Annotated in this window: 26 protein-coding genes and 4 tRNA genes; 19 read left to right on the top strand and 11 right to left on the bottom strand. The window is 67.0% G+C overall.

Annotated elements, in window-relative coordinates:
• The first annotated feature begins 5 nt into the window (after positions 1 to 5).
• From lepB to nagZ, 7 genes are all read left to right on the top strand, one after another.
• Positions 6 to 899, top strand: coding sequence for a signal peptidase I (gene lepB / locus WS49_RS01215; RefSeq protein WP_059447970.1), 894 nt, complete (start codon positions 6 to 8; stop codon positions 897 to 899).
• 153 nt (positions 900 to 1,052) lie between these two features.
• Complete coding sequence (rnc, locus tag WS49_RS34660) at positions 1,053 to 2,300, top strand: ribonuclease III (RefSeq protein WP_059523713.1); 1,248 nt, start codon at positions 1,053 to 1,055, stop codon at positions 2,298 to 2,300.
• A 60-nt stretch (positions 2,301 to 2,360) separates the two neighbouring features.
• Positions 2,361 to 3,260, top strand: coding sequence for a GTPase Era (gene era / locus WS49_RS34655; protein ID WP_059523712.1), 900 nt, complete (start codon positions 2,361 to 2,363; stop codon positions 3,258 to 3,260).
• The gene (gene recO / locus WS49_RS01200; RefSeq protein WP_014897645.1) at positions 3,247 to 4,086 is read left to right on the top strand and encodes a DNA repair protein RecO; all 840 of its coding nucleotides are present in this window, start codon (positions 3,247 to 3,249) and stop codon (positions 4,084 to 4,086) included. The genes era and recO overlap by 14 nt, the downstream gene beginning before the upstream one ends.
• On the top strand, positions 4,083 to 4,859 hold the full coding sequence (pdxJ, locus tag WS49_RS01195) for a pyridoxine 5'-phosphate synthase (protein WP_059447973.1): 777 nt from the start codon (positions 4,083 to 4,085) through the stop codon (positions 4,857 to 4,859). Before recO ends, pdxJ begins: the two co-directional genes overlap by 4 nt.
• Positions 4,860 to 4,928: 69 nt before the next feature.
• A complete protein-coding gene (gene acpS, locus WS49_RS01190) occupies positions 4,929 to 5,369 on the top strand; it encodes a holo-ACP synthase (protein WP_059523710.1) in 441 nt (146 codons plus the stop codon).
• Between the two features lie 16 nt (positions 5,370 to 5,385).
• Positions 5,386 to 6,414, top strand: coding sequence for a beta-N-acetylhexosaminidase (nagZ, locus tag WS49_RS01185; RefSeq protein ID WP_059523709.1), 1,029 nt, complete (start codon positions 5,386 to 5,388; stop codon positions 6,412 to 6,414).
• A gap of 172 nt (positions 6,415 to 6,586) precedes the next feature.
• Here the strand turns inward: nagZ and WS49_RS01180 are convergent, their stop codons facing one another.
• The 3 genes from WS49_RS01180 to earP all read right to left on the bottom strand — a co-directional run bounded on the left by WS49_RS01180 (position 6,587) and on the right by earP (position 10,127).
• On the bottom strand, positions 6,587 to 7,972 hold the full coding sequence (locus WS49_RS01180; protein WP_059523708.1) for a sigma-54-dependent transcriptional regulator: 1,386 nt from the start codon (positions 7,970 to 7,972) through the stop codon (positions 6,587 to 6,589).
• 271 nt (positions 7,973 to 8,243) lie between these two features.
• Positions 8,244 to 8,801, bottom strand: a complete 558-nt coding sequence (efp, locus tag WS49_RS01175; RefSeq protein WP_034206788.1) for an elongation factor P — start codon at positions 8,799 to 8,801, stop codon at positions 8,244 to 8,246.
• A 138-nt stretch (positions 8,802 to 8,939) separates the two neighbouring features.
• Positions 8,940 to 10,127, bottom strand: a complete 1,188-nt coding sequence (gene earP, locus WS49_RS01170) for an elongation factor P maturation arginine rhamnosyltransferase EarP (RefSeq protein WP_059523707.1) — start codon at positions 10,125 to 10,127, stop codon at positions 8,940 to 8,942.
• Positions 10,128 to 10,203: 76 nt separating this feature from the next.
• Here earP and uvrC point away from each other — a divergent pair, with 76 nt between their 5' ends.
• From uvrC to WS49_RS01140, 6 genes are all read left to right on the top strand, one after another.
• The gene (gene uvrC, locus WS49_RS01165) at positions 10,204 to 12,234 is read left to right on the top strand and encodes an excinuclease ABC subunit UvrC (protein ID WP_059523705.1); all 2,031 of its coding nucleotides are present in this window, start codon (positions 10,204 to 10,206) and stop codon (positions 12,232 to 12,234) included.
• A gap of 99 nt (positions 12,235 to 12,333) precedes the next feature.
• Positions 12,334 to 12,921 (top strand): CDP-diacylglycerol--glycerol-3-phosphate 3-phosphatidyltransferase, encoded by a 588-nt coding sequence (gene pgsA, locus WS49_RS01160; RefSeq protein ID WP_006757520.1) that lies wholly within the window; start codon positions 12,334 to 12,336, stop codon positions 12,919 to 12,921.
• A gap of 144 nt (positions 12,922 to 13,065) precedes the next feature.
• Positions 13,066 to 13,141 (top strand) — tRNA-Gly (locus WS49_RS01155).
• Positions 13,142 to 13,194: 53 nt separating this feature from the next.
• Positions 13,195 to 13,270: transfer RNA gene (locus WS49_RS01150), tRNA-Gly, on the top strand.
• 51 nt (positions 13,271 to 13,321) lie between these two features.
• Positions 13,322 to 13,397, top strand: a tRNA-Gly gene (locus WS49_RS01145).
• Positions 13,398 to 13,497: 100 nt separating this feature from the next.
• Positions 13,498 to 13,571, top strand: a tRNA-Cys gene (locus tag WS49_RS01140).
• Between the two features lie 290 nt (positions 13,572 to 13,861).
• Here the strand turns inward: WS49_RS01140 and WS49_RS01135 are convergent.
• Positions 13,862 to 14,410, bottom strand: a complete 549-nt coding sequence (locus WS49_RS01135) for a GNAT family N-acetyltransferase (RefSeq protein WP_059523703.1) — start codon at positions 14,408 to 14,410, stop codon at positions 13,862 to 13,864.
• Positions 14,407 to 15,066: a helix-turn-helix domain-containing protein gene (locus WS49_RS01130; RefSeq protein WP_059523701.1), complete on the bottom strand. Its 660-nt coding sequence runs from the start codon at positions 15,064 to 15,066 to the stop codon at positions 14,407 to 14,409. Before WS49_RS01130 ends, WS49_RS01135 begins: the two co-directional genes overlap by 4 nt.
• Before the next feature lie 149 nt (positions 15,067 to 15,215).
• On the opposite strand from WS49_RS01130, the gene WS49_RS01125 reads away from it, so the two are divergent.
• Both WS49_RS01125 and map read left to right on the top strand, forming a co-directional pair.
• Positions 15,216 to 15,452, top strand: a complete 237-nt coding sequence (locus WS49_RS01125) for a ParD-like family protein (RefSeq protein WP_059523699.1) — start codon at positions 15,216 to 15,218, stop codon at positions 15,450 to 15,452.
• Positions 15,452 to 16,258, top strand: a complete 807-nt coding sequence (gene map / locus WS49_RS01120) for a type I methionyl aminopeptidase (protein ID WP_059523698.1) — start codon at positions 15,452 to 15,454, stop codon at positions 16,256 to 16,258. The genes WS49_RS01125 and map overlap by 1 nt, the downstream gene beginning before the upstream one ends.
• Before the next feature lie 75 nt (positions 16,259 to 16,333).
• On the opposite strand, the gene WS49_RS01115 is transcribed toward map, so the two are convergent.
• Both WS49_RS01115 and WS49_RS01110 read right to left on the bottom strand, forming a co-directional pair.
• Positions 16,334 to 16,837 (bottom strand): GAF domain-containing protein, encoded by a 504-nt coding sequence (locus WS49_RS01115; protein ID WP_059523696.1) that lies wholly within the window; start codon positions 16,835 to 16,837, stop codon positions 16,334 to 16,336.
• A gap of 114 nt (positions 16,838 to 16,951) precedes the next feature.
• A complete protein-coding gene (locus tag WS49_RS01110; protein WP_059523694.1) occupies positions 16,952 to 17,869 on the bottom strand; it encodes a LysR family transcriptional regulator in 918 nt (305 codons plus the stop codon).
• A gap of 110 nt (positions 17,870 to 17,979) precedes the next feature.
• On the opposite strand from WS49_RS01110, the gene WS49_RS01105 reads away from it, so the two are divergent.
• A complete protein-coding gene (locus WS49_RS01105; protein ID WP_059523692.1) occupies positions 17,980 to 18,846 on the top strand; it encodes a pirin family protein in 867 nt (288 codons plus the stop codon).
• A gap of 127 nt (positions 18,847 to 18,973) precedes the next feature.
• The gene (locus WS49_RS01100; protein WP_059523690.1) at positions 18,974 to 19,465 is read left to right on the top strand and encodes a GNAT family N-acetyltransferase; all 492 of its coding nucleotides are present in this window, start codon (positions 18,974 to 18,976) and stop codon (positions 19,463 to 19,465) included.
• 12 nt (positions 19,466 to 19,477) lie between these two features.
• On the opposite strand, the gene WS49_RS01095 is transcribed toward WS49_RS01100, so the two are convergent.
• From WS49_RS01095 to WS49_RS01085, 3 genes are read right to left on the bottom strand one after another with little or no spacing between them, the layout of a single operon-like run.
• Complete coding sequence (locus WS49_RS01095) at positions 19,478 to 20,350, bottom strand: cytochrome c oxidase assembly protein (protein ID WP_059523688.1); 873 nt, start codon at positions 20,348 to 20,350, stop codon at positions 19,478 to 19,480.
• Positions 20,351 to 20,360: 10 nt separating this feature from the next.
• Positions 20,361 to 20,801, bottom strand: a complete 441-nt coding sequence (locus tag WS49_RS01090; protein ID WP_059523686.1) for a copper chaperone PCu(A)C — start codon at positions 20,799 to 20,801, stop codon at positions 20,361 to 20,363.
• An 8-nt stretch (positions 20,802 to 20,809) separates the two neighbouring features.
• Positions 20,810 to 21,454 carry an SCO family protein gene (locus WS49_RS01085; RefSeq protein WP_059523684.1) on the bottom strand — a complete coding sequence of 215 codons (645 nt, stop codon included), beginning with the start codon at positions 21,452 to 21,454 and terminating at the stop codon, positions 20,810 to 20,812.
• Positions 21,455 to 21,737: 283 nt separating this feature from the next.
• Here WS49_RS01085 and otsB point away from each other — a divergent pair, with 283 nt between their 5' ends.
• Both otsB and otsA read left to right on the top strand, forming a co-directional pair.
• A complete protein-coding gene (gene otsB / locus WS49_RS01080; protein ID WP_059523682.1) occupies positions 21,738 to 22,490 on the top strand; it encodes a trehalose-phosphatase in 753 nt (250 codons plus the stop codon).
• On the top strand, positions 22,487 to 23,863 hold the full coding sequence (gene otsA / locus WS49_RS01075) for an alpha,alpha-trehalose-phosphate synthase (UDP-forming) (RefSeq protein WP_059523680.1): 1,377 nt from the start codon (positions 22,487 to 22,489) through the stop codon (positions 23,861 to 23,863). The genes otsB and otsA overlap by 4 nt, the downstream gene beginning before the upstream one ends.
• 90 nt (positions 23,864 to 23,953) lie before the next feature.
• Here the strand turns inward: otsA and WS49_RS01070 are convergent, their stop codons facing one another.
• Entirely contained in the window at positions 23,954 to 25,783 is a 1,830-nt protein-coding gene (locus tag WS49_RS01070; protein WP_059523678.1) for an ABC transporter ATP-binding protein, read from the bottom strand.
• Between the last annotated feature and the right edge of the window lie 286 nt (positions 25,784 to 26,069).

Genomic DNA, 26,069 nt, shown 5'->3' with positions numbered 1-26,069 from the left:
CTTTTATGAATTTTGCGCTGATTCTTTTTGTGCTCGTCGTCGTGACGGGCGTAGCGTGGGTGTTGGACAAACTGGTTTTCCTGCCGCGGCGACGCAAGGCGGCCGACGCGGCGATCGAGGAGTTCGATCGCCAGCAGTCGCGTATCGACAAGCGTTTTGCGGACGAAAACGCGGGGCAGACGCGTTCGAAGCTGCGTGACGAAAAACTGCGCCAGCCGTGGTGGCTCGAGTACACCGCAAGCTTCTTCCCGGTGATCCTGGCCGTGTTCGTCGTGCGTTCGTTCGTCGTCGAGCCGTTCAAGATCCCGTCGGGCTCGATGGTGCCGACGCTGCTGGTCGGCGACTTCATCCTCGTCAACAAGTTCGAATACGGCCTGCGCATGCCGATCACGAACACGAAGATCACGCAGGGCAGCCCGCTGTCGCGCGGCGACGTCGTCGTGTTCCGTTATCCGAAGGACGAGTCGGTCGATTACATCAAGCGCGTGATCGGCCTGCCGGGCGACACGGTCGCTTACCAGGACAAGCAACTGACGATCAACGGCCAGCCGGTGCCCGAAACGCCGCTGCCGGATTTCTTCGACGACGAGCGCCAGAACTATGCGAAGCAGTTCGAGGAGACGATCGGCACGAAGAAGAATGCGATCCTCAACAATCCCGCCGTGCCGCCGTTCGTGATGGGCGCCTACGATTATCCGTATCGCGACAACTGCACGTACAACAGCCGCGGCGTGATCTGCAAGGTGCCGCCGGGCCACTACTTCATGATGGGCGACAACCGCGACAACAGCGCGGACAGCCGCTACTGGGGTTTCGTGCCGGACAACAACATCGTCGGCCGCGCGTTCTTCATCTGGATGAACTTCGGCGACCTGAAGCGCATCGGTTCCTTCAACTGATCGCGTTCGACTCGCACGCAATACGCGACGCACGGGCCGCGTCGCGTATTGCCGAACTACTTTAAGAACCGGCGGTAACACCGCCTCGTCACGCCTTTTCGCGTCCGGCCGTGCCGTTTCGGCCCGACCGGCGCCCGCGTTATACTCCTGCACATGCCCCTATCCCAGTTGGAAAGCCGGCTGCGCTATGAATTTCGCAATGCGGAATTGTTGCGCCAGGCTTTGACCCATCGCAGTCACAGTGCCACGCACAACGAACGGCTCGAGTTTCTCGGCGATTCCGTTCTGAATTGCGCGGTGGCCGCCCTTTTGTTCCAGCGTTTCAGCAAGCTGGACGAAGGCGACCTGTCGCGCGTGCGCGCCAATCTCGTCAAGCAGCAGTCGCTCTACGAAATCGCTCAGGCCCTGAATATTTCGGAAGGGCTGCGGCTGGGCGAGGGCGAATTGCGCAGCGGCGGCTTCCGTCGCCCATCGATCCTCGCGGACGCGTTCGAAGCCATCATCGGGGCGGTATTCCTCGATGGCGGCTTCGAAGCCGCCCAAGGGGTCATCAAGCGCCTCTATATCCCGATTCTCGACCACATCGACCCGCGCACGCTCGGCAAGGATGCGAAGACGCTGCTGCAGGAATACCTGCAGGGGCACAAGATCGCGCTGCCGACCTATACGGTCGTCGCGACGCATGGTGCGGCGCACAATCAGCAGTTCGAGGTCGAATGCACGGTGCCGAAGCTCGACGTGAAGGTGTCGGGCTCCGGTGCGAGCCGGCGGGCGGCCGAGCAGGCTGCCGCGAAGAAGGCGCTCGACGAGGTGCTGGCGGCTGCGCCGATGCTGGCCGCGAAGCCGAAGCGTTCGAAGAACGCACGCGGGTCGAAGCACGTCGAGCCTGAAATCGTGCCGGGCGTGAAGGGCGTGCAGGAAGCACTGGACCTGCGTTCGCCGGAACGGAAGGAGCGTGCGGCGGCGCGCGATGCGAAGGCGGCGGCTGCCGCGGCGGCAGCGACCGACGCCGGCGCGCACCAGACCGAGCGGCCGGCGCAGGCGCCGATGGCAGCGATTCGCGCGGCGCATGTGGAAACGGCCGCTGACAAGGCCGACCGGCCCACGAAGCCGACGGCCGACAAGCCTGCCGAGAAGGCGCCCGAGAAGCCGTCGGATCGCAACGAAGCCGGCTCGCGCGCGGCGGACAAGCCCGCGGAAGCCGCACCCCGTGCAGCCGACAAGCAGGCCGGCCAGGCGGCCGATCCGGCCGCGTCGACCGACAAGCCTGCTGCCGGTTCCGACGCCGCGTCGCGTGCGGCGTCGCGCACCCGCGACACCGCGGCGCCCGGCACCGAGACGCCGCAGGGCGGCGCAAGCCTCGCTGCCGCGCAGGCGCGCGTGGCCGATGCCGACCACTGAATTGCCCCTCGATCGTGCCGCGCGCCGCGCGGCCGTTTCCGAACCTGTCTCCCAAACGATATGAACACTCCCGCTCCTACCGGTTTCCGTTGCGGCATGATCGCGATCGTGGGCCGCCCGAACGTCGGCAAGTCGACGTTGATGAACGCACTCGTCGGCCAGAAGATCAGCATCACGTCGCGGAAGGCGCAAACGACCCGCCATCGCATCACCGGCATCAACACGTTCGACGACGCGCAATTCGTGTTCGTCGACACGCCGGGCTTCCAGACCCGCCACAGCACCGCGCTGAACCGCTCGCTGAACCGCGCGGTCACGTCGACGCTCACGTCGGTCGACGTGATCCTGTTCGTGATCGAGGCCGGCCGCTTCGGGCCCGACGACCAGAAGGTGCTCGATCTGATCCCGCCCGGCATGCCGACGCTGCTGATCGCGAACAAGATCGACCGCGTGGCCGACAAGGCGACGCTGTTCCCGTTCATGCAGAAGGTGAGCGAGCTGCGCGAATTCACCGAACTCGTGCCGCTGTCGGCGCAGCGGCCGGAAGACATCAAGCGCCTGCTGGACACGATCAAGCCGTACCTGCCGGAAGGCGAGCCGATCTACGGCGAGGACGAACTGACCGACCGCAGCTCGCGCTTCCTCGCGGCCGAAATCCTGCGCGAGAAGGTGTTCCGCTGGACCGGTGACGAACTGCCATACACGAGCACCGTGCTGATCGACAAGTTCGAGGAGGAAGGGCGCCTGAAGCGTATCTTCGCGACGATCCTCGTCGAGCGCGATTCGCACAAGGCGATGGTGATCGGCAAGAAGGGCGAGAAGCTCAAGCAGATCAGCACCGAGGCGCGGATGGACATGGAGAAGCTGTTCGACGGCCCCGTGTATCTCGAGACCTTCGTGAAGGTGAAGAGCGGGTGGGCCGACAACGAGGCGGGGCTGCGCGCCTATGGGTACGAATGACGCGCTGACGTCGACCGAAGACGCGGTGACCGCAGGCGCGAACGACGCGCCGTTGCCGGCTCCGCCCGAACCGCCGCGTCGCAAGGCGCGGCGCGCGACGTCTCGCACGTCCGATTTCCGCGTCGCCGAGCAGCCGGCGTTCGTGCTGCACAGCTATCCGTACCGGGAAACGAGCCTGATCATCGACGTGCTCACGCGCGATCACGGCCGCCTCGCGCTCGTCGCGAAGGGCGCGAAGCGCCCGCACTCCGCGCTGCGCGGCGTGCTGCAGACGTTCCAGCCGCTGCTGCTGTCCTGGTCGGGCAAATCCGAAGTACGCACGCTGACGGGTGCCGAGTGGGTCGGCGGGATGCTGCCGCTCGGCGGCGACGGGCTGCTGTGCGGCTTCTACGCGAACGAGCTGCTCGTGAAATTCTGCGCGCGCGAGGATCCGCAGCCGCCGCTCTTCAATCATTACGTGCTCACCCTCACGCGCCTTGCGCACGGCGAACCCGCGGTGCAGGTGCTGCGTTCGTTCGAGCGCGTGCTGCTGCGCGAGACCGGCTATGCGATGGCGCTGAACCGCACGGTCGCGCGCCGTGCGGTCGAACCGGATCGCCGCTACGTGTTCGATCCCGAGCGCGGCGTGCGCAATGCGGACGACGACGTACCGTCGCACTGGCCGGTGATTACCGGACAGACGTTGCTCGACATGGAGCAGGACGATTACCATCGAGCCCAGACGGTCGCGCAAAGCAAGACGCTGATGCGCTTCCTGCTGAACACCTATCTCGGCGGTACGCCGCTTGCCACGCGTCAGATCCTGATCGACCTGCAAAACCTATGAGTTTCTTCCTGACAACGCCCACCGCCATCGACCTCGGCGTGAACATCGACCACGTCGCGACGCTGCGCAACGCGCGCGGCACGACCTATCCCGATCCGATCCGCGCGGCGCTCGCCGCCGAAGAGGCCGGTGCGGACGCGATCACGCTGCACCTGCGCGAGGACCGCCGCCACATCGTCGACGCCGACGTGCGCAAGCTGCGCCCGCTGCTGAAGACGCGGATGAACCTCGAATGCGCGGTGACGGCCGAGATGCTCGACATCGCATGCGAAGTGCGTCCGCACGACGCGTGCCTCGTGCCGGAGAAGCGCGAGGAACTGACGACCGAAGGCGGTCTCGACGTTGCCGGCCGCTTCGAGGCCGTGCGTGCGGCATGCAGGCAGCTCGCCGACGCCGGTGTGCGCGTGTCGCTGTTCATCGATCCGGACGAGACGCAGATCCGCGCCGCGCATGAAGCCGGCGCACCGGTGGTCGAGCTGCATACCGGCCGCTACGCCGATGCGCACGACGAGGCCGAGCAGCAGCGCGAATACGAGCGCATCGTCGCGGGCGTGCAGGCCGGCGCGCAACTGGGCCTCAAGGTCAACGCCGGCCACGGCCTGCATTACACGAACGTGCAGCAGATCGCCGCGATCGACGGCATCGTCGAACTGAACATCGGCCACGCGATCGTCGCGCACGCGATCTTCGCCGGCTGGGACAACGCGGTGCGCGAGATGAAGGCGATCATGGTCGCCGCACGGGTCGCCGCGCTGCACGGCGGCGCGCGCTGACGATGCGTTGCGTGCGCGCGCGCTTCGCTCATCGCCCGGCATCGTCCGCGCATCACGGCGGGCGCTGAGATGGCGATCTACGGCATCGGCACCGACATCGTCCAGGTGAGCCGCATCGCGGCCGTGCTCGAGCGCACGGGCGGCCGGTTCGCCGAGAAGGTGCTCGGCCCCGACGAGCTGCGCGTGTTCCATGCGCGCCGTGCGCGCTCGGAGGCGCGCGGCATCGCGTTTCTCGCGACGCGCTTTTCCGCGAAGGAAGCGTTCTCGAAGGCGATCGGGCTCGGCATGCACTGGCCGATGACGTGGCGCGCGCTGCAGACCCTCAACCAGCGCAGCGGCGAACCGTACGTCGTCGCGTCGGGCGAGCTGGCCGACTGGCTCGCCGCGCGCGGCATCACGGCGCGCGTGACGGTCAGCGACGAACGCGACTACGCGGTGTCATTCGTGGTCGCCGAGGCCGATGCCGCGCCGCCGCTTGCACCCGCACCTGTTTCCCGAACCACTCCCTGACGGACTTCCCGATTCGATGAAAACGACTCCCGGCCCGGTCATGCTCGACGTCGTCGGCACGGCCCTGTCGCGCGACGACGCGCGGCGCCTTGCGCATCCGAACACCGGCGGCGTGATCCTGTTCGCACGGCATTTCCAGAACCGCGCGCAACTGACCGCGCTGACCGATTCGATTCGCGCGGTGCGCGAGGACATCCTGATCGCCGTCGATCATGAAGGCGGCCGCGTGCAGCGGTTCCGCACCGACGGATTCACCGTGCTGCCGGCGATGCGCCGACTCGGCGAGCTGTGGGACCGCGACGTGCTGCTCGCGACGAAGGTCGCGACGGCGGTCGGCTACATCCTGGCCGCCGAACTGCGCGCATGCGGGATCGACATGAGCTTCACGCCGGTGCTCGATCTCGACTACGGGCATTCGAAGGTGATCGGCGATCGCGCGTTTCATCGCGACCCGCGCGTCGTCACGCTGCTCGCGAAGAGCCTGAACCACGGGCTGTCGCTCGCGGGCATGGCGAACTGCGGCAAGCATTTTCCGGGGCACGGCTTCGCGGAAGCCGATTCGCACGTCGCGCTGCCGACCGACGACCGGCCGCTCGACGCGATCCTCAAGCAGGACGTCGCCCCGTACGATTGGCTTGGCCTGTCGCTGTCCGCGGTGATCCCCGCGCACGTGATCTACACGCAGGTCGACAAGCGGCCCGCGGGTTTCTCGCGCGTGTGGCTGCAGGACATCCTGCGCGGGCAGCTCGGCTTTACGGGCGCGATCTTCAGCGACGACCTGTCGATGGAGGCGGCACGCGAAGGCGGCACGCTCACGCAGGCGGCCGACGCGGCGCTCGCCGCCGGCTGCGACATGGTGCTCGTCTGCAACCAGCCGGACGCGGCCGAAGTCGTGCTGAACGGGCTGAAGGCGCAGGCGTCGGCCGAGTCGGTGCGGCGCATCAAGCGGATGCGGGCGCGCGGCAAGCCGCTCAAGTGGGACAAGCTGATCGCGCAACCCGAGTATCTGCAGGCGCAGGCGCTGCTCGGCAGCGCGCTGGCGTAAGCGGAGAAGGGCGGCGCGGTGTCGCCTTTCCCGTTGTCGTTGTCGAAAGCAAAAAGCCGCGCTTGTGCGCGGCTTTTTGCTTTTCTATCGACGCGGGGCGAGGTGCAGGGCGACATGGCCTCGTGCAACTAACCGTCAACCCCCGTCAGCGCCCCGAACAACTGTGGCGCGGTCAGTTGACCTTCATCCGCTGCAGCTTGTTGTACAGCGTCTTGGGGCTGATGCCGAGCAGCGTCGCCGCGCGATGGCGCGTGCCGCCGACCGCGTCGAGCGTCGCGCGGATCAGCAGGTCCTCGACGTCGGACAGCGGGGTGCCGACCTTGATCTGCACGCTGCTGCCGTTCAGCGCGGCGCCGGCCGCGAAGCTCGCTTCGCCCGCGCGCAGCGTTTCGATGAAATCGCCGGACGCGTCATAGGCGAAACGCACGCGCTCCTGCAATTCGCGCACGTTGCCGGGCCATTCGTAGGACAGGCATTCGCGCACGAAGCCCGGTGCCGCGCGCTTGTCGGTCGTGCTGCGGCCGGTGGCGCGCGCTTCGCGGTTGAGTTCGTCGATCAGCGCGTCCGCGATGGCGAGTGCATCGCCGTCGCGCTCGCGCAGCGGCGGCATCGTGATCGATGCCGCGTCGAGACGCAGCCACAGATCCTCGCGCAGCGTGCCGTTCGCGACCGCCTCGCGGGCCGGGCGGCGCGTGGTCGCGATCAGCCGGAAGTCGCTCGCGATCGAGCTCGTGCCGCCGATCCGCATGAAGTTCTGCGAGTCGAGCGCATGCAGCAGCGCCTCCTGCAGCACGAGCGGCAGTGCGGTGATCTCGTCGAGGAACAGCGTGCCGCCGCCCGCTTGTTCGAACAGGCCCGATTCGCGCCGCTCGGCGCCGTCGAACGCGCCGCGTTCATGGCCGAACAGCACGCTGTCGAGCGACGCGCCGTGACGCCCGGCATGCGCGATCGTGCGGCAGTCGAACGACACGAACGGCCCCTTGCGGCGCCGGCTCAGGTCGTGCAGCGTGCGCGCGGCCAGCTTCTTGCCGGTGCCGGCTTCGCCCGTGAACAGCACGGCCGTTTCGGTGCCGGCGTTGTGCTCGATCATGTCGTATACGTGCTGCATTGCCTCGCTGCGGCCCACCAGCGCGCCGAAACGGCCCAGGTGGCGCAGCGACGCGCGCAGCGTCCGCACTTCGTCGATCAGTTCGTAGGGACGCGGAATCCGGGCCAGCAGGCTGCGCAGGCGCGGAATGTTGATCGGCTTCAGCAGGTAATCCCAGATGCCGTGACGCAGGCCTTCGATCGCGCTCTCGACCGTCGCGTTGCCCGTCAACACGATCACCGGCAGCGAGCCGTTCGGCTGCTGCTGCGGCAGATGCTGGAGCAGGTCGAATCCGCTGCCGTCCGGCAGGTTCAGGTCGACCAGGACGACATCGGGAATCGAGCGGCCGAGCGCCGTGCGTGCCTCGGCGAGCGACGTGGCCGTGTCGACCGAGAAGCCGTCCGCGGCGAGCAGTGCGGTCAGGCCGGACAGACTGTTGGGATCGTCTTCGACAATCAGGGCGTGTGGCATGGTGGACGCGAGTCGAGTCAAGAGAGGCGGGCTGTCGGCCATCGAGCCGGCCGCAGCCGCATGTCAGATTAAAAACTGATTTTATGCCCCGCTGAACACCTGACGTGCATTATTTCTTTGTCGCTATAAAACAGTTACCGATGATACAAATTGAATACCTTTAATGCTGGATTTTGTGTTGCCCATGGTGCCGACGCATCGATGCTGTTGGCGGCAGACAAACAAAAAGCGCCCCGAAGGGCGCTTTGTTCGATCCGGAAATCGCGGGCGATTACGCGCGGCTGCGATATTCGTTCGTGCGCGTATCGATTTCGATCTTGTCGCCGGTGTTGCAGAACAGCGGCACTTGCAGTTCGAAGCCCGTTGCGAGCTTGGCGTTCTTCAGCACCTTGCCCGACGACGTGTCGCCCTTGACGGCCGGTTCCGTGTAGGTGATCTCGCGAACCAGGATCGTCGGCAGTTCGACCGAGATCGCCTTCTCGTTGTAGAACACGACTTCGCACGCCATGCCGTCTTCGAGGTAGTTCAGCGCTTCGCCCATCATTTCCGCTTCGACTTCGTACTGGTTGTAGTCGGCGTCCATGAACACGTACATCGGATCGGCGAAGTACGAATACGTCACTTCCTTGCGGTCGAGCACGACGACGTCGAACTTGTCGTCAGCCTTGTAGACCGATTCCTGGCCTGCGTTCGTCAGCAGGTTCTTCATCTTCATCTTGACGACGGCGGCGTTACGGCCCGACTTGTTGTATTCCGTCTTTGCGATGACCCATGCGTCGCTGCCGATCTGCACGACGTTGCCTACGCGGAGTTCCTGTGCGGTCTTCATAAAAAACTGTCCTGATCCAATCAAATAAATAGGTGCCTGAGCGTTGCACAACGGCTGACGGCGCAAGCGGGGGGCGTTCCGGTGGGTGCCAAGAGCCCCAAACGCGAGCGCTTGCGTGGTCAGCCGTCGGATAACCGCTTATTTTAACTGAGATTTTGCGTATTCCGCCAGCTTTCCGGCGAGATCGCCGACGCCCGCCAGCGCGTCGGCCCAGCATGCCGCGTTGGCGTCCAGCGCGGCACGATGTTGCAGCAAATCGGCCCAATCGGGCGTGCCGCCGCCGTTCCATGCGTGCCAGAAACGCTCGAGCGCCGCGCGCGGCGCGTCGGCGAGGCCGGCCGACAGGTGCGCGAGCGCGGCGTCGAGCTTCGGCAGGTGCGCGTCGTCGGCCTGCGGGTAGATGTGCCACACGAACGGCTTGCGCGCCCATTGCGCGCGGACGAACGAGTCCTCGCCGCGCACGAAGTTGATGTCGGCCGCCCATAGCAGCGGGTCATAGTCGGCCTGCGGGACGAACGCGAGCCCGTAAGCGGTCAGGTTGCCGGCGGTCGCGCGCGCGCCGGCGCCGAACGATTCGACCCCGAAGAAACGGGCGACGGCCGGCGATATGCGGCCGACGGGCACGAGCGCGACGACGGGCGACGGGCCGTCGCGCCACTGCGCGAGCAGCGCGTCGACGGCCGGATTTTCATAGGCGAAGAGGCTGACGACGGTCGTGCCCGGCGCCGGCGGCGCGTCGCCGGTCGCCTGCCGCCACCAGGCGGCGCGCGCTGCCGCGTCGGCTTCGAAGGCCGTGCGGCGCGCGTCGAGGTCGCGTTCCTTCAGCACGCCGCCCGTGCCGGCCGACAAACCCGGGAAGAAGAACGTCTTCAGCAGCGGGTAGCGTGGATGCGGCGATGGCCGCAAATGGAAATCCGCGACCCAGTCCTCGGCGCTCAGGTATTCGAGATTGATCCACACGGGGCGGCGCGCGCGGCGCGCCATCGCCGCGAGATACGCGCCGGGCAGCTCGCACGCGAACGCCTCGATCACGACGTCGGCGATCTCCAGCGCATCGCCGACTTCCGCATGCCAGTGTTCGATCACGATGCCGTCGAGCGTCTGCCGCCCGGCATCGGGATCGACCTCCGGCAGCAGCCGCGCGAACGTGCGCAGATCGTCGATGAAGAGCCGCACCTGCCAGCCATGCTCGTGTGCGAGCTGGCGCGCGAGGCGCCAGCACACGCCGATGTCGCCGAAGTTGTCGATCACGGTGCAGAAGAGGTCGCACGCGATCGGTTCGTCGGGTGCGAGCGGCGCAGGGGAGGCGGGGGCGGTGCGGGGCATCGAAGCGGGCCGGTGAATGCTCTAAACTGGCGATTCTAATGGACCCGTTCCGCGCCACAAGGCACCCGGATCACGCATGACATCCCCAGAAGCCGCCGACATCCCGTTCGAACCCAAGAAGATCCTCGCGCAGTTGCCGCACATGCCGGGCGTCTACCGCTACTACGACACGGCGGGCGCCGTGCTTTACGTCGGCAAGGCGCGCGACCTGAAGAAGCGCGTATCGAGCTATTTCACGAAGACGCAGCTGTCGCCGCGCATCGCGATGATGGTCACGCGCATCGCGCGCATCGAGACGACCGTCACGCGCTCGGAGGCCGAGGCGCTGCTGCTCGAGAACAACCTGATCAAGGCGCTCACGCCGCGCTACAACATCCTGTTTCGCGACGACAAGTCGTATCCGTACCTGAAACTCACCGCGCACCGCTTTCCGCGCATGGCGTACTACCGCGGCTCGGTCGACAAGCAGAACCAGTATTTCGGGCCGTTCCCGAGTGCATGGGCCGTGCGCGAGAGCATCCAGATCCTGCAGCGCGTGTTCCAGCTGCGCACCTGCGAGGATTCGGTCTTCAACAACCGCACGCGGCCATGCCTGCTGCATCAGATCGGGCGCTGCACGGCGCCGTGCGTCGGCGCGATTTCCGAGGACGATTACGCGATCGACGTGTCGAATGCCGCGCGGTTTCTGCTCGGCCGGCAGTCGGAAGTGATGAAGGAGCTCGAGCAGAAGATGCACGCGTTTGCCGCCGACCTGAAGTTCGAGCAGGCGGCCGCCGTGCGCAACCAGATGAGTTCGCTCGCGACGGTGCTGCACCAGCAGGCGATCGAGGTCGGCAGCGACAGCGACGTCGACATCCTGGCGGTCGTCGCGCAGGGCGGGCGCGTGTGCGTGAACTTGGCGATGGTGCGCGGCGGCCGGCATCTCGGCGACAAGGCCTATTTCCCGACGCACGTCGAAAGTGCGCTGACGCTTGCCGAAGGCGGGCTCGGCGACGAAGCCGAGGCGGCGGACGCTGCCGACGAAACCGCCGCAGCATTGCCCGACGGGCCTGCGGAAGATGCTGCCGCCGTGCGCGACGCGGGGGCGTCGGTGGAGGCCGAGGTGCTCGATGCGTTCATCGCGCAGCATTATCTCGGCAACCGCGTGCCGCCCGTGCTGGTCGTGAGCCACGCGCCCGCGAGCCGCGACCTGCTCGAACTGCTGTCCGAGCAGGCCGGTCACAAGGTCTCGCTGGTGCGGCAGCCGCAGGGGCAGCGGCGCGCGTGGCTGTCGATGGCCGAGCAGAACGCGCAGATCGCGCTCGCACGTTTGCTGTCCGAGCAGGGCTCGCAGCAGGCGCGCACGCGCGCGCTCGCGGAGACGCTCAGCTTCGAAGGCGACGATCTTGCAACGCTGCGGATCGAATGTTTCGACATCAGCCACACGATGGGCGAGGCGACGCAGGCGTCGTGCGTCGTCTATCACCATCACAAGATGCAGTCGGGCGAGTACCGTCGCTACAACATCACCGGCATCACGCCGGGCGACGATTACGCGGCCATGCGGCAGGTGCTGACGCGTCGCTACGAGAAGATGGTCGAGCAGGCCGCGCAGGCGGCGTCCGCCGACGACGCGGCCGGCATCGACGGCGAATCGACGCGCAAGGCCGAGGCATCGAGCCTGCTGCCGAACATCGTGCTGATCGACGGCGGCAAAGGGCAGGTCGAGATCGCGCGACAGGTGTTCACCGAACTCGGGCTCGACACGTCGATGCTGGTTGGTGTCGCGAAGGGCGAAGGGCGCAAGGTGGGCCTCGAGACGCTCGTGTTCGCGGACGGCCGCGCGCCGCTCGAACTCGGCAAGGAGAGCGCCGCGCTGATGCTCGTCGCACAGATCCGCGACGAGGCGCACCGTTTTGCGATCACCGGGATGCGCGCGAAGCGGGCGAAGGCGCGCCAGACCTCGCGGCTCGAGGAGCTCGAAGGGGTCGGTGCGAAACGCCGGCAGCGACTGCTCGCGCGGTTCGGCGGGCTGCGCGGTGTGGTGGCCGCGAGCGTCGAGGAACTGGCGAGCGTCGACGGCATCTCGCACGCACTCGCCGAGCAGATCTACAAGCAGCTTCACTGAAGCGGCCGTGCGGCCGGCGGCCCCAGCGCGCGATCTCGCGTTCTTGTGGCAGGCCGGTCGACACGGCACAATTGCGAATCCTTTACTGACCCGCATGCCATGCCGTTCAATTTCCCGATTTTCCTGACGTGGGTACGGATCGTGCTGATCCCGCTCGTCGTCGGCGTGTTCTATCTGCCGGACACGGTGATGGGCGGCGCGCACCGCAACCTCGCGGCGGCGGCGATCTTCATCCTCGCCGCGTTGACCGACTGGTTCGACGGGTTTCTTGCCCGCAAGTGGAACCAGACGTCGTCGTTCGGCGCGTTCCTCGATCCGGTCGCGGACAAGCTGATGGTGACGGCCGCGCTGCTGATCCTCGTGCAGATTTCGCGGGTCGATGCGGCGATCGCGCTCGTGATCGTCGGCCGCGAGATCGCGATCTCGGCGCTGCGCGAATGGATGGCACAGATCGGTGCGTCGAAGAGCGTCGCGGTGAACCAGCTCGGCAAGTTCAAGACCGCGTGCCAGATGGTCGCGATCCCGATGCTGCTGTACTACGGCCCGCTGCCGCTCGGCATCGCGACGATCGACACGCGCGTGTGGGGCGAGTGGCTGATGTACCTCGCGGCGGTGCTGACGATCTGGTCGATGCTGTACTACATGAAGCTTGCATGGCCGCAGATTCGCGAGCGCGGCGGCGCGTGACCGGCCCCGCACGGGCGGTTGCGCAGGTTTTTGGAAAAAGGGCTGGAAAAGCCCTTGACACACGAATGTGCCTTCGACATAATCTCGCTTCTCCGCTGCACGACGAAGTAAGTGTGTGACGGGGAAGCAGTAGCGCAGCAATACGCGGGAGTAGCTCAGTTGGTAGAGCGCAACCTTGCCAAGGTTGAGGTCGCGAGTTCGAGACTCGTCTCCCGCTCCAGATTTTTTCTGGCAGCGTGTTGTACGGCAAAGCGCTGCAGATGCAGGACACATGCGGGAGTAGCTCAGTTGGTAGAGCGCAACCTTGCCAAGGTTGAGGTCGCGAGTTCGAGACTCGTCTCCCGCTCCAGATTTTTCTGGCAGCGTGTTGTACGGCAAAGCGCTGCAGGTGCAGGACAATGCGGGAGTAGCTCAGTTGGTAGAGCGCAACCTTGCCAAGGTTGAGGTCGCGAGTTCGAGACTCGTCTCCCGCTCCAAGTAATGGGGAAGCCACGCTTCCCTTTTTATTTGATGGACTGATGGTCCTCGAATAAAAATCTGTCGCTTGCCTCCACGGCATACGGACAGTCCGCTTTTGGCGCGATAGCAAAGCGGTTATGCAGCGGCCTGCAAAGCCGTTTAGGCCGGTTCGACTCCGGCTCGCGCCTCCAAGTAGGAAAAGAAAAGCCCCGCTTCGGCGGGGCTTTTCTTTTTTCCGCGTGTCATTCACGCATCTATTCCACCGGATACGATTAGCGTCACTCACTCGCACTTCGACATGCGCTTGTCGTCGAAGTCGTAAATCGCGAGCAGATGCTAGCCCTTGCCGTTCAGGATCGGCAGTGTGATCGTCCGCCGACCGACACCTGTTTGCGGATTTCCGATTCGAGATCCAACGGCGTGTCGACGCCGTTCTCCTGCACGCGTCACCATGAGCGTGCCGAACATTCGGCGATGTCGGTCAGCCGTCGACCGGCCGTGCCGGCGTGTCGAGCCTCAGTTGGTAGAACGCCGCATCGAGCCAGCGGCCGAACTTGAAACCCGCTTCGGTGATCGTGCCCGAGTGCACGAAGCCGAGCCGCGTATGCAGCGCGACGCTGCCGCCGTTGGTCGCGTCGATGCAGCCGACCAGCACATGCACGTCGGCCTCGCGCGCACGTCGGATCAACTCGCGCAGCAGCAACTCGCCGAGCCCGCGGCCGCGATGGTCGCGGTGGACGTAGACGCTGTGCTCGACCGTGTACTTGAACGCCGGGAACGCGCGGAACGTACCCCAGCTCGCGAAGCCGACCAGCGTGCCCGATTCGTCGACCGCGCCGACGACCGGAAACCCGCCGGCACGCTTCGTCGCGAACCACGTGACCATCGCTTCCGGTGGGCGAGGCCGGTAGTCGTACAGCGCGGTGGAGTTCACGATCGCGTCGTTCAGGATCTCGAGAATGGCCGCGGCATGCTCGGCCTCGCTGCAATCGATCAGGCGCACGTCGCCGCGCGGTGTCGGGGAATTCATACGGGCTCCTGCGCCTGTCGGCCTTGAACGGATGACACATTCCGCGCGCCGACGGCGGCGGGGGCATCGCAGATCGCGACGACATAGCGCGCGACGTGCGACGACGGGTTGCTGAAAACCAGCGGCTGATCGACGCGCATGGCCAGACAGTCGCCTTCGTGCAGTTCGTGAAGCTGGTCGCCGAACGTGACGTCGACGCGCCCGCGGACGACCCACACCTGTTGATGCAGCGCGCTTTCGCGCCCGCCGGAGTCGTACGCGACGCGCGCGCCGGGCGGGAAATCGATCTCGACGAGCTGGATCGGCGACGGCCAGCCGGGCGGCGACAGATTGCGCCGCACGTACCCGGACGCCGGATCGCGCCATTCCGCCTGCTGTGCGCGCCGCACCAGCGGCTGCGCGGGTGCGTCGTCGCGATCGCCGGCGAACAGCCCGGCCAGCGACACGCCGAGACCGGCCGCGAGCTTGTCGAGCACGACGGCCGTCGGGCTCGCCGACGCACGCTCGATGAGCGAGATCATCGAACGGCTGACGCCGGAACGCGCAGCGAGCGCATCGAGCGTGTAGCCTCGTAGCGTGCGCAGGTCGCGCACGCGCCGGGCGATGCGTTCGTTGATGCCGGTGTCGTCGGCGGGGGTGGCGGTTGATTCTTGCATGATGGATTGATTTTCCAGCAAGCTGGAATTCGATGTCAACGGAATTGCTGCTGTCCCGGATCGAGGATTCGCCGGCGGCCAGGCGCTTGCCCGGCGATCGGAGCGAGCGTAATATACGAAACGGCTATATTTCGTTTAATTAGAGACATATGGGAATCATCAAGATATCCGAGCACATGCACGAACGGCTGCGCTCGACCAGTACCGCGCTGAGCCGTTCGATCAATGCACAGGCGGAGCACTGGCTGCGCGTCGGGATGCTCGCGGAGCTCAATCCGTCGCTGTCCTACGGCGATATCTGCCGGATGCTGATCGAGACCGAAGCACGCGGCGGCGACGCCGGGCCGACGGAGTCGGTCGCCCACGGCATCGAGCAGGTGGCGTGATGGCGAGACGCGAAATCCCGATCCGCGGTGCCGCGGAAATCGCCAGGTCGCGCGAGGCCGCGAAGCTCGCATCCCAGGTGCTGACGATGATCACCGAGCACGTGAAGCCGGGCGTCACCACCGACGAACTGGACGCGCGCTGCCGCGAATACATCGTCGACGAGCTCGGCGCGATCCCGGCGAACATCGGCTACCACGGTTATCCGAAAACCCTGTGCACGTCGGTCAACCACGTGGTCTGTCACGGCATTCCGTCGTCGCGGCCGATGCGCGACGGCGACATCGTGAATCTCGACATCGCGGTGATCAAGGACGGCTGGTTCGGCGACACGAGCCGCATGTACTTCGTCGGCGAGCCGGGCGAACTGGCGCGGCGCCTCGTCGCGACGACCTACGAGGCGATGCATGCGGGCATCCGCGCGGTTCGTCCGGGCGCGACGCTCGGCGACGTCGGCTACGCGATCCAGCAGGTCGCGCATCGCGAAGGGTTCAGCGTGGTCCGCGAGTATTGCGGGCACGGGATCGGCGACGTGTATCACGACGAGCCGCAGGTGCTGCACTACGGCCGCCCGGGCACCGGCGTGCCGCTGCGGCCGGGGATGATCTTCACGATCGAGCCGATGCTGAATGCGGGCAAGCGCGACACGCGCGTGCTGGCCGACGGCTGGACGGTCGTCACGAAGGACCACTCGCTGTCCGCTCAATGGGAGCACATGGTCGTCGTGACGGAGCAGGGCTTCGAGATCCTGTCGGACGATGTGACGCCGCCGGCGTTCGCGGCGCTGTCCGGCACGCACGCGGCCTGACGTGCGGCGAGCCGCACGCAGCGGCGCAATGAAAAGGCCCCATGACGGGGCCTTTTTCGTTTGGCGTCGCGCGGCTCAACCGCGCGCCTTCTGCCATGCGTGTTCGACGAACACGCGGCAGAGCGCTTCCATCCCGTTGCGGTCCTCGTCGTCGAAGCGCGCGGCAACGGGGCTGTCGACGTCCCACACGCCGATCAGCGTGCCGTCGGCGGCCACCAGCGGCACGACGATTTCCGATTCCGACGCGGCATCGCAGGCGATATGGCCGGGGAATTCGTGCACGTCGCGCACGACCTGCGTCTCGCGGGTCTGCGCGGCGGTGCCGCACACGCCCTTGCCGAGCGCGATCCGCACGCACGCGGGCTTGCCCTGGAACGGGCCGACCACGAGTTCCGTCCCGTCGAAGAAATAGAAGCCGGCCCAGTTCAGGCGGTCGAGCGAGTGATAGACGAGCGCGGAGAAGTTCGCGGCGTTCGCGATCAGGTCGCGTTCCGTTTCGACGAGCGCGCGTGCCTGCTCGACGAGCGTCGCATAGAGGTCGGCCTTGGAGGCGTGAGGGTCGGTGGACAGCGTGAACATGGCTGAAATGCGAAAAGGGTTGTGGGCAGCGGGGTTGTGAAAAGCGCGATGCGCGTCCCGCAGTCTACGGCACGCGCGGCCTGTTTGCAGCGCGTGGTTCGCGGGCGCCGCCGCTCAGTCAGGTTCGAGTTCGGCGAACCGCTCGGCCAGGAAATCGAGCAGCGCGCGCACCGCGGGCAGCAGCCCGCGCCGCGACGCGAACACCGCGTGCACGATCTCGCGGCGCGGTGCCCAGTCCGGCAGCACGGTCGCCAGTTCGCCGCGCGCGACTTGGTCGCGCACCATCATCGTCGGCAACTGCACGATGCCGACGCCCGCGACGGCCGCCGCGCGCAGCGCGAGCATGCCGCCCGTCACGAGCCGCGGCTGGTGGTGGATTTCCGCCTGCGCGCCGTCGGGGCCGCGCAGCCGCCACACGTGCGTGGCCTGCGGCACGCCGTGATCGAGGCTCGGCAAGCGGGTCAGGTCGGCGGGGACGGCCGGCACGCCCCGCTCGCGCAGCAACGCGGGGCTCGCGACGAGGCACTGCCCGCGCTCGGCCAGCGCGCGCAGGGCGAGATCGCTGTCCTCGAGCGGCGGCGGGCGCACGCGGATCGCGACGTCGATCCCTTCGCCGACGACGTCGACGCGCCGGTTGGTCGCTTCCAGGTGAATTTCCACGCGCGGGCACGCGACCATGAACGCGGCGATCATCGCGCCGACCAGCGAATCGAGCAGCACGACCGGGCAGCTGACCCGCACGATGCCGCGCGGCTCCTCGTGCAGCAGCGCGATCGCCTCGTCGGCGGCGTCGGCTTCGACGAGCATCGCGCGGCAATGCGCGTAATAGGTCTGGCCGACGTCGGTGACAGTGAAGCGGCGTGTCGAGCGCTGGATCAGCCGCATTCCGAGCCGCGCTTCGAGCAGCGCGATGCGGCGGCTCAGCTTCGATTTCGGCATGTTCAGCGCGCGTCCGGCCGGCGCGAAGCCGCCGTGCTCGACCACCTGCACGAAGTAATAGAGATCGTTCAGATCCCGTCCGTTATCGTTCATGAAATGGAACGCTGAGTGCGATTTTGGCAGTCTACCGGATCGATCGTTCCACCTCTATATTCCTCCTCAGGATGCGAAACACGTGTTTCGCCGCAATTCGGAGAAGGCAAATGAAGAAAATCCAGGGTGTGTACAGTGCGCCGCGCGGTCATTGGGTCGGCGACGGTTTCCCGGTGCGTTCGATGTTCAGCTATCAGTCTCACGGCATGCACCTGAGCCCGTTCCTGCTGCTCGACTACGCCGGTCCTGCGAACTTCGAGCCGGCTTCGGCGCCGCGCGGGGTGGGCCAGCACCCGCACCGCGGGTTCGAAACGGTGACGATCGTCTATGACGGCGAAGTCGCGCACCGCGACTCGACCGGCGCGGGCGGGGTGATCGGCCCGGGCGACGTGCAGTGGATGACGGCCGCGAGCGGGATCCTGCATGAGGAATTCCACTCGGAAGCGTTCACGAAGCGCGGCGGCCCGCTCGAGATGGTGCAGCTGTGGGTGAATCTGCCCGCCGCCGACAAGATGGGTGCGCCCGGTTATCAGACGCTTCTGGACGCGGACATCCCGGTGGTCGAATTGCCGGACGGCGCAGGTCGCGCGCGGATCATCGCGGGCGAGTTCGACGGGCGGCGCGGCCCGGCGCGCACGCACACGCCGATCGACGTGTGGGACGTGCGGCTTGCAGCAGGCGGCCGTGCACGGTTCCCGATCGCCGAAGGGCGGACGCTCGCGGTGGTCGTGCTGAGCGGGACGTTGCTGGTGAACGGCGAGACGGTCGCCCGCGAGGCGCAGTTCGTGCAACTGAGCCGCGACGGCCGCGACGTCGAGATCGAAGCGAACGGCGACGCCAAGCTGCTGATTCTGAGCGGCGAGCCGATCGATGAGCCGGTCGTCGGTTACGGGCCGTTCGTGATGAACTCGCAAGAGGAAATCCGGACCGCGATCGACGATTTCAACAGCGGCCGCTTCGGCCAGATGCCGGCGTGACGGACAGGCCCCGCGCAACGCGGGGCTTTTTTTCACGCGCGGAGCGGCGGCACGCGTGCCGCGTGCGCTTCGAGGCATAATCGACGGTTGCCGCGCGCCGGCCGGCGCGCTTGAATCAGGACCGACCATGAATGCTTCCGCACCTGCCGCCTCCGCGCGCGCCGACGATCTCGACTGGCACTGGAAATCCTTCGACGCGCTGACGGCGCGTGAACTCTATTCGATTCTCGACGCGCGCAGCGCCGTGTTCGTCGTCGAGCAGAACTGCGTGTATCGCGATATCGACGGTGCGGATCAGGCCGCGTGGCACCTGGCCGCGTACGATCCGGCGGGCCGTCTCGCCGGCTATCTGCGCGTGCTGCTGCCGGATGCGCAGCACACCGACGTGCGCATCGGCCGCGTGCTGACGACCGCACCGTTTCGCGGCGCGGGCCTCGGTAACGCGCTGCTGTCGCGCGCGCTCGAGCACATCCGCGCGCAGTGGCCGGATGCGCAGGTGAGCCTGCATGCACAGGCCCATCTGCAGCGCTTCTATGGGGCATTCGGTTTCACGCCGAGCTCGGACGTGCACGACGAGGACGGCATCCCGCACGTGTGGATGACCAGCGCGCGCGGCTGACGCGCCGCGCCGTCAGTGGGCGGCGCGCGTCACCGGCGGGTTTTGCGTGCGCCGGGCGGCCGCCCGCTCGTCGATCAGGCGGCCGCGCGCCGATAGCCGAAGCCAGTGCCGCAGCGCGATCAGCGCGCCGATCACGCTCATCATCGAACCCGGGATCCACAGCAGCAGGCCGCCGATCTGCTGGTCGCGCAGCGGGCTGAGCCACGTGAAGGCGCGTCCACAGATCGAATAGATCGGATACAGCTCGTGCGGCGTGAAGAAGATCAGCGCGCCGAGCGCGATCTGCGGCGGGATCGCCGCGACGACGATCAGGATCCGGCGGCCCGGCGACAGCCGCGCGGGCGGCGCGGGACGCGGATCGACGACGAGCCACCAGAACAGCAACCCGTCGATCACCATGCTCCAGTTCATCACGCGATACAGGCGCCAGTCGAGCATCGCGATGAAGTGGATCGGCGACAGCAGCCAGAAATAGATCAGCCCGACGAACAGCACGACCGCGACGACCGGATGGAACACCACGTCGAGCGTCGCGCGCACGGGCGCCCAGGCGAGCGCGGGGCGCACGAAGCGCTGCCGCCAGCGAAACGGGATGCCCGCGCGGATCGCTGCGCCCGGGTAGGCCAGCGCGATGAAGAACGGCCCGAGGTGATGCAGCACGAGATGCTGCGCGCGGTGCAGGAAGAATTCGTGCTCGAAGAAGTAGTCGAGCCGCGTATGCAGCGCGATGTAGAGCGCCGTCAGCCCGAGCCAGAACGAGAACTGCCGCAGCGGCGACACTTTCGCCTTCTTCACGCCGCGCGCGAACATCACGGCGGCCGTCAGCACCGCGATGACCACGGTCGGCGACGGTTCCCACGGATCGAGCCAGTACAGGACGTTCATCGCGCGCGCATCACTTCGCCTGGGCCGGCGACTTCACGGCGAACGGCGTGTCGATCGTCTCGCCGTCGGAGAACTTCAGGCGCAGGCGCACGGTGTCGCCGGGTTTGATCGCGTGCCTGGGTTCTTCGAGCATGAAGTGATAGCCGCCCGGCGCGATGTCGACCTTGCCGCGCGCGGGGATCGTCAGCTTGTCGACCATTTCCATCTTCTGCGTCGAGCCGTTCGACACCGTCTGGTGCAGCATCGCCATCCCGTAGTCGGGGCTGTCGACGTCGACGAGATCGACCGGCTTGTCGCCCGTGTTGACGAGCGTCACGTAGCCGCCCGCGGGCAGCTTGTTCGGCAGCCAGCGCACCCATGCGTTGTGCGCGGAGATCGCGCCGGCGGCATACGCGTGCGCGCCGGTGCACAGCGCGGCGAGGAGGGCGAACGTCTTGAGGGTCGTGTTCATGTCGGAGTTCAGGTGGTGGGGACGGTGTCGATGATCCGGCGCACATCGGCGGCGATGGCGTCGGGCGAGTCGCGGTCGGTCGCGAGCAGGCGCGCGCGACCGTTTGCGTCGAAGATGTAGACGGCCGAGCTGTGCGTCACCTCGTAGCCGCCGGACGGATCGCGTTTTTCCATCTGGTATGCGACGCGATAGCGCTTCGCGAGCGATTCGATCTGGCCGTCGGTGCCGGTCAGGCCGCGCGCATGCGCGGCGTCGAACGCGGCGACGTACGACTGCATCGCTTGCGGCGTGTCGCGTGCCGGATCGACCGAGACGAACAGGATGCGCACGTCGTTCGCCTGGGGGCCGAGCTTCGCGAGCACTTCCATCAGCCGTGCCATCGTTTCGGGGCAAACGTCCGGGCAGTGCGTATAGCCGAAGTAGACGAGCGCGACGCGGCCGCGAAACGCGGTCGCGTCGATCGCGCGGCCATCGCCGCCGGTGAGCGTGAACGACAGGTCGGGCAGGTGGCCCGTGACGTTGGTCAGGTGCCAGTTCGGCTCGTCGTGCGTGCATGCGGCGAGCGCGACGGCGGCGCTCAGCGCCGCGGCCGTGCGGACGAAGCGGGTCAGACTGAAGAGGCGCCGGTGCGGCGCGGGACGGGCAGACGACATCCTGGGGCTCGATCGGACGGAACGGTCGTCGGCCGGCGCGGCGCCATGCGTCGCGCGGCCGGCGGTTGCCGACTGTAGCGCAATTCCCGCGCCTGCGTCCTTTCGAAACCCGTACGGCACGGGCGAGCGGGGCAATATGTCGCAGTTGACGCGGAGGGCCGCGCGAGGCTCGTGCCCCACCGGTTTCGCCCATCTCGCCACGCAGGCGCGGTAAGATGCGCACAATTCCATTCTCGCAGCGGCGGCCCCGCGTTTGCAGGCCGCTCCTCAGACCATCGAATCGATGCAATCCGTTCCGGCTTCCTTGTCCCTGACCGATACCGCGTTCTTTTTCGACTTCGACGGCACGCTCGTCGAGCTGGCGCCGACGCCCGACAGCATTCACGTGCCGCCGTCGCTGCTGACGCTGCTCGATGAACTGCGGCGTCGCACGCACGGTGCGGTCGCCGTCGTGTCGGGTCGCGGCATCGACAATCTCGACACGTTCCTGAACATGCCGGACCTGCCGATCGCGGGCCTGCACGGCGCCGAACGTCGCGATGCGAACGGCGACACGCAGCGTATCGGCTTCAACGACGAGCGGCTGCTGCGCATCGAGCGCGAACTCGCGGCCGTCGTCGACCGTCATCCGGGCATGCTGCTCGAAATCAAGGGCGCGGCCGTCGCGCTGCACTACCGCAACGCGCCCGAGCGCGAGCCGGCCGCGCGCGCAGCGGCCGAGCGCCTCGTCGCCGAATATGCGGATGCGTACGTGCTGCAGCCCGGCAAGATGGTATTCGAGATCAAGCCGAAGGGCGTCGACAAGGGGCGCGCGCTGGCCGCGTTTCTCGACGAGCCGCCGTTCGCGGGCCGCATGCCGCTGTTCGCGGGCGACGACCTGACCGACGAGAAGGGCTTCGCGGTGGTCAACGCGCGCGGCGGTGTGTCGATCAAGGTCGGCGCGGGCGAGACGTCGGCCCGTACGCGGCTCGACTCGGTCGACGCGCTGCACGAGCAGATCGCCCGCTGGCTTGGCGCGGAGCAGCAGGGCGCATGAGTCGGCTCATCATCGTTTCGAACCGCGTCGCCCCGATTTCGGAAGGCGAGCCGGCGGCGGGCGGCCTCGCGATCGGCGTGTACGACGCGCTGAAGGAGACGGGCGGCATGTGGTTCGGCTGGAGCGGCGAGGTGGTCGCGTCCGGTGCGCCGCAGATCCGCATCGAGGAGCGCGGCCCCGTGACGTTCGCGACCGTCGGGCTGTCGCGCCGCGATTACGACCAGTACTACCGAGGCTTCTCGAACGCGACGCTGTGGCCCGCGTTTCATTACCGCGCCGACCTGATCCAGTACGACCGCCACGAGTTCGAGGGCTACAGCCGCGTGAACGTCTGGCTCGCGCAGCAGCTCGTGCCGCTGCTGCAGGACGACGACGTGATCTGGGTGCACGACTATCACCTGATCCCGTTCGCGCGTGCGCTGCGTGCGGCCGGCGTGAAGAACCGCATCGGCTTTTTCCTGCACATTCCGTTTCCGGCCGCGCAGGTGCTCGTCAACGTGCCGCCGCATCGCGAGCTCGTCGAGTCGCTGTGCGCGTTCGACCTGCTCGGCTTCCAGACCGATCCGGACCTGCGCGCATTCTGCGACTACATCGAGTTCGAGGCGGGCGGCGAAGTGGCGCGCGAAGGGCATACGGTGCGCGTCAGCGCGTTCGGCAACACGCTGCGTGCGGCCGCCTATCCGATCGGCGTGTATCCGGACGAGATCGCGTCGCTCGCGCAGGCCGGCGAGAACGGCAAGGCCGCGCGCATGGCCACGTCGCTGCGCGGGCGCCAACTGATCATGAGCGTCGACCGGCTCGATTATTCGAAGGGGCTCGTCGAGCGGTTCCGCGCGTTCGAGAAACTGCTGGAGCACCAGGCGTCGATCCGCAACCGCGTGTCGTTCCTGCAGATCGCACCGTCGACGCGCGCCGACCTGCGCGCGTACCAGGACATCCGCCTGCAGCTCGAAGCGGAGTCGGGGCGCATCAACGGCCGCTACGCGGAGCTCGACTGGGCGCCGATCCTCTACATTCACCGCCAGTACGACAGGCAGGTGCTGGCCGCGCTGTATCGCCTCGCGCGCGTGGGCTTCGTGACGCCGCTGCGCGACGGCATGAATCTCGTCGCGAAGGAGTACGTGTCCGCGCAGAATCCGGAGGATCCGGGCGTGCTCGTGCTGTCGCGTTTCGCGGGCGCGGCGCGCGAGCTGACGGGCGCGCTGATCGTCAATCCGATCGACATCGACGGGATGGCCGACGCGCTGTCGCAGGCGCTGACGATGCCGCTCGCCGAGCGGCGCGCGCGCTATGCGGACATGATCGCGCAGCTGCGCGAGAACAACGTGTCGGTGTGGCGCGACAACTTCCTGCGCGACCTGCAGCGCGTGTAATCCGCGCGCGGCGAAGGTAGTGCGACGCCATGAAAAAAGCCGCCGTGCGCGAAGCACGGCGGCTTTTTTTGTCGGCTGCGCGGCGCTGTGTCAGGCCACGCGTTCGCCGGTCGGTGCGGTGCCGTCGGGCGCGTGATGGCGGCCGTGCTGCTTCGCGAGCAGGTCGCGGTACAGGCCCGGACGGTTGCGCAGCACGTCGGGGCTGCCGTCGTCGATCACCTTGCCGTTGCTCATCACGATGATCCGGTCGAAGTTGCGCAGCGTCGACAGCCGGTGCGCGATCGCGATCACCGTGCGGCCGACCATCAGGCGGTCGAGCGCGCTCTGGATCGCTTCCTCGGATGCGCTGTCGAGCGCGGACGTCGCTTCGTCGAGCAGCAGGATCGGCGCGTTCTTCAGGATCGCGCGGGCGATCGCGATGCGCTGGCGCTGGCCGCCCGACAGCTTCACGCCGCGGTCGCCGACGATCGTGTCATAGCCTTCCGGCATCGCCTCGATGAATTCCGAACAGCGGGCGTCGCGCGCGGCGGCGAGCACTTCGTCGCGGGTCGCTTCGGGTCGGCCGTATGCGATGTTGTCGTAGATGGTCCGGTGCAGCAGCGAGATGTCCTGCGGCACGAGCGCGATCGCGTGCCGCAGGCTGTCCTGCGTGATCGCTTTCACGTCCTGCCCGTCGACCTTCACGGCGCCGTCCTGCGTGTCGTAGAAGCGCTGCAGCAGCGCGAGCACGGTCGACTTGCCGGCGCCCGACTTGCCGATCAGGCCGACGCGCTGGCCCGGTTCGATATGGAGATCGAAGTGATCGAGGATCGCGCGGCGGTGCGGATATGCGAACGTCACGCGTTCGAAATCGACGCGCCCGCCCTTGGCCGACAGCGGTTGCGCGTCGGAGCGGTCCGGCATCCCGTGCGGCTCGAGCAGCGTCTTTACGGCTTCGGACAGGCGTGCCACGTGCTGCGTGACGTCGACGAGCGCGACTGCCAGATCGCGCGTGCCGTGCAGGATCGTGAAGCCGAGCGAGCTGACGAGCACGATGTCGCCTGAGGTTGCGCGGCCCTGGTCCCACAGCCACAGCGCCCAGCCGAGCAGGCCGGCGGACAGCATCGCGGTGATCACCGCGTGCAGCAGGCGCAGCTTCTCGAGATAGAGCAGGCTTTGCTGGCGCGCGTCCATCTCGGCCTTCACCGTCGCGCCGAAGCGCTTCTGTTCGCGCAGCGTCATGCCGAATGCGCGCACGAGGCCCATGTTGCCGATCACGTCGACGAGCTCGCCGTCGACCGCGGCGGCCTTCGACGCGAACGCGTGATGGCGCGCGGAACCGCGCCCGGCGAGCTTGAACAGCACGATCGAGAGCACAGCCGAACAGCCGAGCAGGCCGGCGGCCATCAGCGGGTTCACGACGATGATCATCAGGATCGCGCCCATCACCGCGATGCACGGCGGCAGCACGTTCCACGCCATCGTGTTCTCGGACGTATAGACGGCGTTCGACGTGGCGGTGATGCGGCTCGCGAGCGTGCCCGGCTGCTTTTCCGAGTAGTACGTCGGCGAGTGGCCGATCAGGTACTGGAACAGGTCGCGCCGCAGGTCGCCGGTAACCGCGACGAACGTGTGCGCGGCGACCCAGCCGCCGACGCGCCACAGCAGGTTGTCGGCCGCGATCAGCCCGACGAGCAGCGCGAACGCGCTCCACAACGGGCCCGGATGATGACGCCCGGTCGCGAGCACGTCGATCAGGTGTTTGATCGCGTATTGCGAGCCGAGCGCGCAGCCGACGGCGGCCACCACGCTGCAGAGCACGACCAGGTGCGCGACGGGATGCAGGCGGATGTAGCGGAACAGGAACGCGATCGGCCGATGCGCGTAGCTCGACAGCTTCGCGTTGTGGGCGTTGCGCTGGGCAGGGGTGAGAGATTCCAAAATATGCGTGCGGTGATTCGGTGATTGAGCTGATCGATGGATCGCAGCCCACGGTCGCCCGGACTGAATAATCCGGCATTGTAAACAAGGCCGTGCATTGCGCTGCGCGAATCTTGCCTTGGTCAGGGGCGCGCGATCAATTTTGAGATAAAATCCGGCATCCTGTCCTGCCGCATGCGCCGGAATCGCGATGCCGGCGGCGAGGGATGACTCGGAACGCCAAAAGGGCCTTCCACTCTAGAACGGACGCCCAAGTCCGCGGGTTGCAAAGTGTTGCACCTTTGTA

Source organism: Burkholderia sp. RF7-non_BP4, from assembly GCF_001521935.1.
Taxonomy (GTDB): domain Bacteria; phylum Pseudomonadota; class Gammaproteobacteria; order Burkholderiales; family Burkholderiaceae; genus Burkholderia; species Burkholderia diffusa.
This window is presented reverse-complemented; position numbering and strand designations above follow the sequence as displayed.